The organism is Acidaminococcus sp. CAG:542 (genome assembly GCF_000437815.1).
GTDB lineage: Bacteria > Bacillota > Negativicutes > Acidaminococcales > Acidaminococcaceae > Acidaminococcus.
The window spans coordinates 33,208-43,718 of record NZ_FR902064.1 but is presented as its reverse complement, the minus strand read 5'-3'; the positions used below and the strand labels follow the sequence as shown (position 1 = coordinate 43,718).

15 protein-coding genes and 1 other annotated feature are annotated in these 10,511 nt (G+C 54.4%); of the genes, 13 read left to right on the top strand and 2 right to left on the bottom strand.

From position 1 onward, the window contains the following. Nucleotides 1-192: 192 nt before the first annotated feature. The 12 genes from rpmG to QVO43_RS05125 all read left to right on the top strand — a co-directional run bounded on the left by rpmG (nucleotide 193) and on the right by QVO43_RS05125 (nucleotide 8,223). Entirely contained in the window at nucleotides 193-354 is a 162-nt protein-coding gene (gene rpmG / locus QVO43_RS05180; protein ID WP_022487512.1) for a 50S ribosomal protein L33, read from the top strand. Nucleotides 355-368: 14 nt separating this feature from the next. Beyond that, nucleotides 369-593, top strand: coding sequence for a preprotein translocase subunit SecE (secE, locus tag QVO43_RS05175; protein ID WP_022487511.1), 225 nt, complete (start codon nucleotides 369-371; stop codon nucleotides 591-593). Nucleotides 594-595: 2 nt separating this feature from the next. Further along, nucleotides 596-1,171 carry a transcription termination/antitermination protein NusG gene (gene nusG, locus QVO43_RS05170; RefSeq protein ID WP_022487510.1) on the top strand — a complete coding sequence of 192 codons (576 nt, stop codon included), beginning with the start codon at nucleotides 596-598 and terminating at the stop codon, nucleotides 1,169-1,171. 17 nt (nucleotides 1,172-1,188) lie between these two features. Then, a complete protein-coding gene (rplK, locus tag QVO43_RS05165) occupies nucleotides 1,189-1,614 on the top strand; it encodes a 50S ribosomal protein L11 (RefSeq protein ID WP_012937656.1) in 426 nt (141 codons plus the stop codon). A gap of 54 nt (nucleotides 1,615-1,668) precedes the next feature. Further along, nucleotides 1,669-2,370: a 50S ribosomal protein L1 gene (gene rplA / locus QVO43_RS05160; RefSeq protein WP_022487509.1), complete on the top strand. Its 702-nt coding sequence runs from the start codon at nucleotides 1,669-1,671 to the stop codon at nucleotides 2,368-2,370. A 161-nt stretch (nucleotides 2,371-2,531) separates the two neighbouring features. Continuing rightward, the gene (gene rplJ, locus QVO43_RS05155; protein WP_022487508.1) at nucleotides 2,532-3,065 is read left to right on the top strand and encodes a 50S ribosomal protein L10; all 534 of its coding nucleotides are present in this window, start codon (nucleotides 2,532-2,534) and stop codon (nucleotides 3,063-3,065) included. 74 nt (nucleotides 3,066-3,139) lie between these two features. Continuing rightward, entirely contained in the window at nucleotides 3,140-3,505 is a 366-nt protein-coding gene (rplL, locus tag QVO43_RS05150) for a 50S ribosomal protein L7/L12 (protein ID WP_012937659.1), read from the top strand. Nucleotides 3,506-3,623: 118 nt separating this feature from the next. Beyond that, nucleotides 3,624-3,841: a binding site (T-box leader), on the top strand. A gap of 45 nt (nucleotides 3,842-3,886) precedes the next feature. Further along, nucleotides 3,887-4,912, top strand: a complete 1,026-nt coding sequence (locus tag QVO43_RS05145) for a methionine ABC transporter ATP-binding protein (RefSeq protein WP_022487507.1) — start codon at nucleotides 3,887-3,889, stop codon at nucleotides 4,910-4,912. Next, nucleotides 4,909-5,574: a methionine ABC transporter permease gene (locus QVO43_RS05140; RefSeq protein WP_022487506.1), complete on the top strand. Its 666-nt coding sequence runs from the start codon at nucleotides 4,909-4,911 to the stop codon at nucleotides 5,572-5,574. Before QVO43_RS05145 ends, QVO43_RS05140 begins: the two co-directional genes overlap by 4 nt. Nucleotides 5,575-5,596: 22 nt before the next feature. Beyond that, complete coding sequence (locus QVO43_RS05135; RefSeq protein WP_022487505.1) at nucleotides 5,597-6,448, top strand: MetQ/NlpA family ABC transporter substrate-binding protein; 852 nt, start codon at nucleotides 5,597-5,599, stop codon at nucleotides 6,446-6,448. A 65-nt stretch (nucleotides 6,449-6,513) separates the two neighbouring features. Beyond that, nucleotides 6,514-7,689: a M20 metallopeptidase family protein gene (locus QVO43_RS05130; protein ID WP_022487504.1), complete on the top strand. Its 1,176-nt coding sequence runs from the start codon at nucleotides 6,514-6,516 to the stop codon at nucleotides 7,687-7,689. 78 nt (nucleotides 7,690-7,767) lie between these two features. Then, nucleotides 7,768-8,223, top strand: coding sequence for a DUF441 domain-containing protein (locus QVO43_RS05125; RefSeq protein ID WP_022487503.1), 456 nt, complete (start codon nucleotides 7,768-7,770; stop codon nucleotides 8,221-8,223). An 87-nt stretch (nucleotides 8,224-8,310) separates the two neighbouring features. Here QVO43_RS05125 and QVO43_RS05120 read toward each other — a convergent pair whose 3' ends face one another. Together QVO43_RS05120 and QVO43_RS05115 are read right to left on the bottom strand one after the other, a co-directional pair. Next, entirely contained in the window at nucleotides 8,311-8,733 is a 423-nt protein-coding gene (locus QVO43_RS05120; protein WP_022487502.1) for a flavodoxin, read from the bottom strand. 47 nt (nucleotides 8,734-8,780) lie between these two features. After that, complete coding sequence (locus tag QVO43_RS05115; protein ID WP_022487501.1) at nucleotides 8,781-9,344, bottom strand: DUF3793 family protein; 564 nt, start codon at nucleotides 9,342-9,344, stop codon at nucleotides 8,781-8,783. Between the two features lie 241 nt (nucleotides 9,345-9,585). Here QVO43_RS05115 and QVO43_RS05110 point away from each other — a divergent pair. Then, the coding region (locus QVO43_RS05110) for a TolC family protein (RefSeq protein ID WP_288174556.1) at nucleotides 9,586-10,511 on the top strand (926 nt) is incomplete at its 3' end.

Here is a 10,511-nt window from a genome sequence, read left to right as displayed (position 1 = left end):
CGCGAAGGCGGCCATACCGTTGGTGCCGGTGTGGTTACTGAAATCGAAGGCTAATCGAATCACCGGATGTAAAACTGAGGCCGACCTATCCATCGGCCTCACTTTTTTGTTGACATCCTGGCGGTTCTATGATAACCTTTATAGGCGGCTTTTGGGAATCAAGAGTTTTGAATGTAAGTGAGGTGTTAAGGAATGGCAGCTGGAAACCGTGTGGGTATTACCCTGGCTTGCACCGAATGCAAACAGCGTAACTACCAGACTACGAAGAATAAAAAGAACGATACCGAACGTATCGAAATCAAAAAGTATTGCAAGTTCTGCAAAAAGCATACGTTGCATAAAGAAACGAAATAAGGTGGAGCGATACTATGGCAGGAACTCAATTCACCCCGGAAGTAAAGAGCACCTCTGGTGTGGGTGGTTTTCTCCGAGAAGTGAAAACCGAAATGAAAAAGGTAACATGGCCCACCAAGAGGGAACTGATCGGGTACACCATTACGGTGATCCTCTCCTCTCTCTTTGCAGCTTTCCTGATCTGGGCTATTGATGCTGTCTTGTCCGTACTGTTTCGCTTAGTGATGGGAGTGCAGTAAGCATGGAAAATCAAAAGCACTGGTATGTCATTCATACTTATTCTGGTTACGAGAATAAGGTAAAGATGAATCTGGAAAGCAAAATCCATTCCCTGGGTATGGAAGAGCAGATCTTCCAGGTGCTGGTTCCCATGCAGAATGAAGTAGACGCAAAGGATGACAAGCAGAAGGTCGTGGCGCGGAAAGTGTTTCCAGGCTATGTACTGATCGAAATGATCGTGGATGACCGGACTTGGTATGCTGTGCGGAACACCCCTGGTGTAACTGGCTTCGTTGGCACCGGCACAAAACCCATTCCTTTATCTGACCGTGAAGTAGAACGCATCCTGGGGGCTATGCCCAAAGAAGGAGAACAGACTGCTGCAGTCGGCAAGACTGTGGAAGAACCTGTAATCCGGATGGAATGCCCTGTAGGTTTGAATGATACCGTCCGCATCAAAGCCCCTGGCTTTACCGATATGGTAGGGACGGTAGCGGAGATCAACGACGAACAGCAGAAGATCAAAGTGATGGTCGAAATGTTCGGACGTGAGACTCCCATTGAAGTTAAATTCACCCAAGTGGAAGCTATTGAATAAGTAAGGAGGTGTAAATTATGCCTAAGAAAGTCGTTAAGATGGTCAAACTGCAGGTCCCTGCTGGTAAGGCAACTCCGGCACCTCCCGTAGGTCCGGCACTGGGCCAGGCTGGTATCAACATCATGGCCTTCGTAAAAGACTTCAACGAACGGACTGCCAAACAGGTTGGCCTGATCATTCCTGTTGAAATCACCGTTTTCGAAGATCGTTCTTTTACTTTCGTTACCAAGACTCCTCCGGCAGCTGTACTGCTGAAGAAAGCCTGCGGCATCGAAAAGGCTTCTGGTGAACCCAACAAGAACAAAGTTGCCACCATTAAACGTGACAAAGTTCGGGAAATCGCTGAAAGCAAAATGAAAGACCTAAACGCTGGCTCTGTTGAAGCTGCCATGCGCATGGTCGAAGGTACTGCCCGGAGCATGGGTATTACTGTAGAAGACTAATGTCTGAAAAACTGTGGGAGGCAAAAGCCGCTTGACCACAAGGAGGAACAAACAATGAGTAAAGCTGGTAAGAAATATACCGACGCCGCAAAGCTCATCGAAGCTGGCAAGGCATATTCCCCCAAGGAAGCAGTTGATCTGGTTAAAAAGACTTCTGTGACCAAATTCGACAGCACGGTGGAAGTTTCCGTCCGCCTGGGCGTTGATCCCAAGTACGCTGACCAGCAGGTCCGCGGCGCTCTGGTTCTCCCCAACGGCACCGGCAAATCCAAGACTGTGCTGGTATTCGCCAGAGGCGCTAAGGCCAAAGAAGCCGAAGCTGCCGGCGCAGACTTTGTTGGCACTGATGAATACGTGGAAAAGATCAAAGGCGGCTGGACCGAATTCGACGTCTGCGTAGCCACTCCTGACATGATGGGTACTGTAGGCCGTCTGGGTAAAATCCTGGGCCCCAAAGGCTTGATGCCTAACCCCAAAGTGGGTACTGTGACCATGGATGTCACCCGTGCCGTCAACGAAATCAAAGCTGGTAAAATCGAGTACCGTACCGACAAAGCCGGTAACGTACAGACTGCTATCGGCAAGGTTTCCTTTGACGCTGACAAGCTGCTGGAAAACTATCTGACTCTGATCACCACCCTGATCAAAGTAAAACCCTCCGGCGCAAAAGGCCAGTACATCAAGAGCGTAACCCTGAGCACCACCATGGGCCCTGGCGTTCCTGTTGACGTACTGAAAGCTGACAGCAACAAATAATCAAATAGAAAATGACCATCGGACCCAAGACAGCAGGCGCGCAAGCCTAACGGATTTCCACCTGCCTAGGTCGGAGTGTTGATAAACATGACCTCCGGCTGACCCGCCGAGAGGTCTTTTCATTGATTAATAAAAAACTGACGCAAGGAGGTGTACTACTGATGCATGACATTAGACCTGAAAAAGCTGGTAAAGTGGCAGAACTGAAAGATCTGCTGTCCAGTTCCAAAGGTGCTGTTCTGGTTGACTACTGCGGTCTCACCGTGGCTGAAGATACCGAACTGAGAAGCAAAATGCGTGAAGCCGGTGTGAAGTACATGGTTGCTAAGAACACCTTTATCCGCATTGCCGCCAAAGAAGCTGGTGTTGAAGGACTGGATTCCTATCTGGAACACAATACCGCCGTGGCCTTCTCCGCTGAAGACCCTGTGGCTCCTGCCAAGATCCTGAACGATTTCAGCAAGGACCACAAAGCTCTGGAAATCAAAGCCGGTATCCTGGACGGTAAAGTAATCGCCCTGGACGAAGTCAAGGCTCTGGCAGAACTGCCTTCCAGAGACGAACTGCTGGCCAAACTGGTTGGCAGCATGCAGGCCCCCATTTCCGGGCTGGTCAACGTACTGCAGGGGACCATTCGCAACTTTGTGTATACCCTGGAAGCCGTACGGCAAAAGAAAGAGCAGGAATCTGCTTAATCGGAAAACAGGCTGATTCTGCAGCCTGATGAAAACCATTACCCATTTCATTAAAAATTTTGGAGGTATGAAAAATGGATAAAGATCAAATCATGGAAGCCATTGAAAATATGACTGTTCTGGAACTGGCCGACCTGGTTAAAGCCATGGAAGACAAGTTCGGTGTTAGCGCTGCTGCTCCTGTTGCCGTAGCTGCTGCTCCTGCTGCCGGCGCTGCCGCTGCTGAAAAGACCGAATTCGACGTTGTTCTGAAAGATGCTGGTGCCAGCAAGATCAACGTAATCAAAGTTGTTCGGGAACTGACCGGCCTGGGCCTGAAAGAAGCCAAAGCTGCCGTTGATGCTGCTCCCAACGCCATCAAAGAACATGTTGCCAAAGCTGACGCTGAAGCCATGAAAGCCAAACTGGAAGAAGCTGGCGCTACCGTAGAACTGAAATAATTTCTGCTGGTATTTCAAAAGGACTGTCCCCCTGGGGCGGTCCTTTTTTACTGTTCGAAAAAAGATTACATTTCCTCTTGACAAAATACCCCCTGCATAGTAGGATATTAGCATATTGAAAAAAGCAATGAGCGGAACCAGTACCTTTGGGGAAGGCCTACAGAGAGTCCGGCGGCAGCTGAGAGCCGGGCGGCGGGAACCTTAGGGAATGCCTCCGTGAGCTGGGCCTCGAATTTCCAGTAGAGCGCCCCGGGTCAGCAGCCGTTATCCCTGCTGCAAAGGCCGGCCTTTGGATGCCGGTGAATCAGAGTGGAACCACGGGCCATCGTCTCTGTTGAGACGATGGCCCTTTTTGTTTACACAGACCAAGAGGTGTTGGATTTGATCAAGTTTCAGGATATCAGCAAAACTTTCAAGATCGGCAGCGGGGCTGTACAGGCTCTCCAGCATGTGAACCTGGAAGTGGAAAAGGGAGATATCTTCGGAGTCATCGGTTTCAGCGGGGCAGGAAAATCCACCCTGCTGCGGATGGTGAATGCCCTGGAGACTCCCACGGAAGGCCATGTGGAGATCGAAGGACGGGTCATAGACCAATTGTCCCACAATGAGCTGCGGAAGGTACGGAAAAAGATCGGTATGATCTTCCAGCAGTTCAATCTGCTGGATTCCCGGACCGTCTACGAAAATGTAGCCATTCCCCTGCGGCTGAACCATACGGAGCCAGTGCAGCTGGACCGGACGGTAAAGACCCTGCTCCAGTTCGTGGGACTGGAAGACAAGGCTGGGTCCTATCCCATCCAGCTGTCCGGGGGACAGAAACAGCGGGTGGGCATTGCCCGGGCTCTGGCCACCAACCCCAGCATCCTCCTTTGCGATGAAGCCACCAGCGCCCTGGATCCGGAAACCACGGAACAGATCCTCCAGCTGCTCCGGCGGATCAATCGGGAACTGAAAATCACCATCCTGTTCGTCACCCACCAGATCCAGGTGATCCAGCAGCTGTGCAACAAGGTGGCTGTCATGGAACACGGTCGGGTGGTGGAACAGGGGTCCGTGCTGGAAGTATTCAGCAATCCCCAGCAGGAGATCACCCGGAAGTTCGTCCGGACGGTCATCCCGGACACCATCCCGGAAAGCATCCAGGCAGATCTGAAAAAGGATCCCCGTCCCTTCAAGCTGCTGAAACTCCGTTTCCTGGGCCGCCAGGCCTCGGAAGGAGACATCTCCGTACTTAATGACCGGTTCGGTCTGAAAACCAACATCGTTTTCGCTACGGTGACAGAACTCCAGCAAACCGCCCTGGGCCTGTTCATCCTCCAGTGCATGGATGAAGGAGACAAAATTGCCCGGAGTGAGGCATACCTGACCCAGCAGGGCATTCTGTGGAAGGAGGTGAGCCTGTCATGATCGACCAATTGGGTGTTCCCGCGTCCCAGCTGATCCTGAGCGCGGAACAGACATTGTACATGGTGTTCGTTTCCCTTCTGGTGGGCTCCATACTGGCCATTATCCTGGCCATGATCCTGGTGCTGACCAACGACAACGGGATCCTGAAGAACCGGCCCATTTATCTGGTGCTGAACACCATCATCAACATCATCCGGAGCGTTCCTTTCATTATCCTGATGGTTTTCATCATGCCCCTGACCAAGGCCATTGTGGGGACCCGGATCGGCACCACCGCGGCGCTGATTCCGCTGATCGTCTTCATCACGCCCTATCTCACCCGGCTATTCGAGAACTCCATCCTGGATGTGAACCGGGGCATTGTGGAAGCCGCCCAGTCCATGGGGGCCTCCTATTTTGAAATCGTCTGGTACTTCCTGCTGCCGGAGGCCAAGGGATCTTTGATCCTGTCCATTACCACCGGCACCATCGGGCTGATCGGCGCCACGGCCATGGCCGGTGCCATCGGGGCCGGGGGCGTAGGGGACCTGGCCCTGACCTACGGGTATGAACGGATGAACACGCCGCTGATGCTGTTTACGGTGGTGGTACTGATTGTCTTCGTCCAGATCATCCAGACCGTGGGCAACCACTTTGCGTATAAAACCAGAAATCATGGATAACAAATTTTGAGGGGGTAACATCATGAACACAAGCAAACTGAAAAAATGGCTGGTAATCGGATTGGCAGCGGTGATGACCACCGCCCTGGTGGCAGGCTGCGGCAGCGATTCCAGCAAAAGCGCCGACAAAGGGGCTTCCACCAAAAAGGAACTGAAGTACAGCAAATCCCAGGGTCCTTATTCCGATCTGTTTGAAAAAGGGGTAAAGCCCATCCTGGAAAAGAAAGGCTACAAGTTCGTGGGCAAGGATATGTCCGACCTGCTCCAGGCGGACATCGCCCTGAACGAAGGGGAAGTGGACTTCAACGTGGAACAGCACACCGCCTATATGGAAAACTTCAACAAGAAACAGAACGGCCATCTGGCGGCCATTACCCCCATCCCCACGGTTCCGGCCGGAATCTTCGCCGGATCCAAGAGCAGCCTGGATCAGGTGGCTGACGGGGATACGGTAGCCGTCCCCAACGATGCCTCCAACACCTCCCGGGCCTATGCCCTGCTCCAGAAGGCCGGCTGGATCAAACTGGATCCCAAGAAGGACCTGTCCACGGTGACCCAGCAGGATATCATTGAAAATCCCCATCACCTGAAATTCACCGAAATGAAATCCCTGAACATCCCGGCTGTCCGGAATGACTTCTCCTACATTGTGATCACCGGTGCCATCATCTACAACGCCAAGATCGATCCTTCCACCGCTCTGATGAAGGAAGATATCCTGCCGCACCTGCTGCTCCAGCTGGTTGTCCAGGACAAGAACAAGGACGCCCAGTGGGCCAAGGATATTGCCGACGCCTACAAGTCCGCGGAATTCCAGGAATACATGAAGAAAAACAACAAGGGTCTGTGGTTCGACCCCAATGCCAAGAAATAAAAACACGCAGACAAACCCCGGAGGCCCAGGCTGATGGGGTTTCCTGCTGAAAAGGAGACTTTGCCATGGATGTAAAAGAACAGGTGGCAGCCCTCCAGCCGGAACTGGTCCGGCTGCGCCGCCATTTCCACGAAAATCCGGAACGGTCCTGGAAGGAATTCCAGACCCAGAAAGCCATTGAAGCCTATCTGGATGAACTGGGGATCCCCTATGTGGAATCCTGCCATTCCGGGGTGATCGCCACCTTGAAGGGGCCCCATGCTTCGGACCGGATCATCGGGATCCGGGCGGACATCGATGCCCTGCCCATTACGGAACTGGGAGAAGCGGAATACAAATCCCGGAACCCGGGGACCATGCATGCCTGCGGCCATGATACCCACATTACCATCCTGCTGGGGACGGCCAGGATCCTGGCGGCCCTGAAGGACCAGCTGACGGTGACCGTCCGGTTCCTGTTCCAGCCGGCAGAAGAAGAAATCGCCAACAGCGGGGCCGCCTACATGAAGGAAGAACCTCTGGTGAAGGAATGCGACCGGCTGATCGCCCTCCATATCTGGAGCAAGATCCCTGCGGGCTGGGCTTCCCTTCGGTATGGGCCTGTCATGAGTGCCGCGGATACCTTTGATGTAACAGTGGAAGGGAAAGGGGGCCATGGGGCCCTGCCTCATCAGACCATCGATCCCATTGTGGCTGGAGCGGAATTCGTTACCGCCCTCCAGTCCGTGGTGAGCCGGGAAGTGAATCCTCTGGAACCGGCGGTACTCAGTGTCACCCGGTTCCGGGGGGGCACCACCAGCAATGTGATCCCGGGAGAAGTCCAGCTCTCCGGCACTGCCCGGACCTTCAGCAAGGAACTCCGGGAAGCCTATCCCGGGATCCTGGAACGGGTGGCCCGGGGCGTGGGCACTGCCACCCGGGCCACCCTGCGGACGGTGTATCATTTCGGGCCTCCGCCCATGATCAACGACAAGGCCTGTGTGGATACGGGCCGGAGGGCCTGCGCCAAAGTCTTCGACCCGGACAAGCTGGTGGACTGGGAACTCCAGATGGGAGGCGAAGACTTCGCCAAGTACTACAATCCCAAATGCCTGCTGCTTCTGGGGGGCGGCTTCCCGGAAAAAGACCGCCGGTATCCTCAGCACAGCCCTTATTTCGACATCGACGAAAAGGCCCTGGGACTGGGTGTGGAATATTTCGTCCAGTATGTGCTGGAGTGGGAGAAGGAATTGAAGAAATAGGATAAGTAGGGTAAAATAAAGAGACTGTGGCGTTCTGCCCAGCCTCTTATTTGTTGATTACGGAAGGGAAGTAGGTATATGCAGCCTTATCTGATCCTTGGCTTTCTGATTGTCCTGGGCTATCTGGCCCATAATCTGACGGTATCTTATGCCGCCGGCCTCCTGGTCTTGCTGAAGCTGTTCCTGCCGGAGGAGAAACTGCTCTATTTCGGCGGCCACGGGGTGAACTGGGGGGTCATGCTGCTGATGGCAGCGCTGATGGTGCCCATCGCTACCGGGAAAATCGGTCTGGCGGAAACCCTGGGAGTGTTCAAGACACCCCTGGGCATGGCCTCTCTGGTCATCGGTGCCCTGGTGGCCTTATTGGGCCGCTGGGGGGTGGAACTGATGGGGGCGGATCCTCAGGTGGTGGCCGCCATGCTGATCGGCACCATCATCGGCGTCATCCTCTTCAAAGGCGTCCCCGTAGGTCCCATGATCGCCAGCGGGATTTTGTACTGTGTAATGAAAGTGTTGGGAATGGTGTTTCATTGAAAAAAGGGCTGTTGCTCATGCAACAGCCCTGTCAACGGTCAGCTGACAAAAGGTGGTGTTGCACGCAATGTGCAGCACCACCTCTTTTTACGCCAGTGCCTCGCCCAGTCCTTTGCACTGATTCAGGGCATCGTCATCCGGGGCGTTGTTGGCGATTACCGGATCAGCGGCCAGCACGGCGCCTTCGGCTTCCGCGTCGGCTTTCCAGCTGTCCATCCATTCTCCGGTGCCCCAGCCGTAGGAGCCGAACAGGGCGATTTTCTTGCCTTTCAGGCTGCCTTTCACTTCATCCCACATGGGCTGGAATTCCCCTTCTTCCAGGACTTCCGCTCCCATGGCCGGGCAGCCGAAGGCGATGGCGTCGAAATTGGCCACTTCCCCGGCGGAAAAGGCGGAAGCATTGTATTCCACCACTTCAGCCCCTTTGCCTTTGGCACCTTCCTCCACGGCCTTGGCCATGGCTTCCGTGTTGCCGGTCCCGCTCCAGAATACCACTGCGATTTTGCTCATTGTAATCCATCCTTTCCGCCGGCCACGCCGGCTGACAAACATTTTATTTAAGCCACCGCCAGCCTGCTGAGGGGAGTGCCGGCGCAGTAACAGCGCCAGTAGATCCGGGTGCATTTCTGGCATTTGGCAAAATAACAGGCGGCCCGTTCCCGGTTTCCGTAGGCCTTCCAGCACCCGGAACAAACGCCTTTGTCCCGGGGGGAGGCCATGTAGGCTTTCACATCTTCCAGAGGATAGTCCAGCAGGATGCCGATTTCATGAGGGAAGGGGTCCCGCCGTGCCAGGCGCAGGGCCATCTGGTCCAGGATCTCCTGACAGGTGGAGCCCTCATAGCCCTGGCGTTTCAGGAAGGAACTGCTTTCCGGATCCTGGAGAAGGATGCTGAGCCGGTGGGGGCGGTACACATACAGGAGGGCACTTTTCCGGATGCAGTCATAGCTCAGGACTTCCAGACGGATTTGTTTGGGTTCCAGGCTGCGCTGGATTTCCCCGATCTGGGCGAAAGGGCTGTCTCCGGGACGGAAAACGAAGCGGAACAGACTGGCGGCTTTGAGACCGGCCAGGGTGGGCGCGCACTGGCGCACCAGTTCTGTTTCCAGGGTGATGGTCATGGTGGAGCCTCCTTGAATAAGTTAGTTATGACTAATTGATAACCAAAGAAAAATGGCTGTACTTCGAAAAATACCAGCCAAAATAGTTAGCAATTACTAACTAAACGAAGTATAACAAATCTCTCTGTTTTGTGCAACCATTTTTTTCTCCATCTTGCCACCGGCCCGGTTTTGGGCTATAATGAGGGTATAATTAATCAAACGAATAATTATTTTATTGGTACAGATGGGAGCGATGACCATGAAATGGTGGAAACCTGTGGTGGTGGGGCTGTCCCTGACCCTGGCACCGGGGATGATGCAGCCGGCCCTGGCCGGGAAGAAGGATCCCCAGCCCAAGGCGGTGAAGATGCCCTCCTGGACAGAACTGGCCCAGAAGCAGCCGGCAGCTTATGACAAGGCCACGCCGGAGGCCAGGCTCAGTGAGGAACAGCTGGCGGACTGGTGGAAGACCTTCCAGGACCCCAAACTGGACGCCCTGATCGAACTTTCACTGAAAAACAACCGGGATCTCCAGGCGGCCCAGGCCCGGGTGGAAGAAGCACGGGCCCAGTTGGGGATCAGCAAGGGAGAAGCCCTGCCCTGGCTGAATGTGGGAGGCACCTACGGACGGTATGAAGCCCCTCAGGGGGTCAACGACAAAATCAGCGATATGAGTCCCTATCCGGGGATGATCAACCCGCCCAACCGGAATTCTTCCGTAGCCGGGCTGGGCATCGATGCTTCCTGGGAACCGGACTTCTTCGGCCGGCTGAAGGCCAAGAAGCAGAGCGCCGCCCACAACCTGGCAGCCCAGCATGCAGCCCTGTACAGCACCTGGGTGACCCTCAGTGCGGAAACAGCCCTCAACTATGTATCTCTCCGGACCCTCCAGCAGGATCTGGACCTGTTGGAACGGCATGCAGCCCTGGAAGGGGAAAAAGCAGATCTGCTCCAGACCAATTACAATGCGGGGCTGATCAGCGGCTATCCTCTGGAAGCCATGCGGACCCAGGAACAGAATACCCGGGCGGAGATCCCCCGGACCCGGCAGTCCATCCAGGAGACCCTTACCCGGCTGTCCATCCTTACCGGGACGGAACCGGGCCAGCTCAATGACCTGTTGGAACCGGAAGATCTGCCGGAAATCGATCCGGAACTGTATCATGCCATTCCCGCCAACCTGAT

Coding starts and splice junctions, on each gene's coding strand:
- rplK (WP_012937656.1), top strand. CDS start 1,189: ATGCCTAAGAAAGTCGTTAAGATGGTCAAACTGCAGGTCCCTGCTGGT.
- QVO43_RS05125 (WP_022487503.1), top strand. CDS start 7,768: ATGCAGCCTTATCTGATCCTTGGCTTTCTGATTGTCCTGGGCTATCTG.
- rpmG (WP_022487512.1), top strand. CDS start 193: ATGGCAGCTGGAAACCGTGTGGGTATTACCCTGGCTTGCACCGAATGC.
- nusG (WP_022487510.1), top strand. CDS start 596: ATGGAAAATCAAAAGCACTGGTATGTCATTCATACTTATTCTGGTTAC.
- rplJ (WP_022487508.1), top strand. CDS start 2,532: ATGCATGACATTAGACCTGAAAAAGCTGGTAAAGTGGCAGAACTGAAA.
- rplL (WP_012937659.1), top strand. CDS start 3,140: ATGGATAAAGATCAAATCATGGAAGCCATTGAAAATATGACTGTTCTG.
- QVO43_RS05135 (WP_022487505.1), top strand. CDS start 5,597: ATGAACACAAGCAAACTGAAAAAATGGCTGGTAATCGGATTGGCAGCG.
- QVO43_RS05115 (WP_022487501.1), bottom strand. CDS start 9,344: ATGACCATCACCCTGGAAACAGAACTGGTGCGCCAGTGCGCGCCCACC.
- rplA (WP_022487509.1), top strand. CDS start 1,669: ATGAGTAAAGCTGGTAAGAAATATACCGACGCCGCAAAGCTCATCGAA.
- secE (WP_022487511.1), top strand. CDS start 369: ATGGCAGGAACTCAATTCACCCCGGAAGTAAAGAGCACCTCTGGTGTG.
- QVO43_RS05140 (WP_022487506.1), top strand. CDS start 4,909: ATGATCGACCAATTGGGTGTTCCCGCGTCCCAGCTGATCCTGAGCGCG.
- QVO43_RS05130 (WP_022487504.1), top strand. CDS start 6,514: ATGGATGTAAAAGAACAGGTGGCAGCCCTCCAGCCGGAACTGGTCCGG.
- QVO43_RS05120 (WP_022487502.1), bottom strand. CDS start 8,733: ATGAGCAAAATCGCAGTGGTATTCTGGAGCGGGACCGGCAACACGGAA.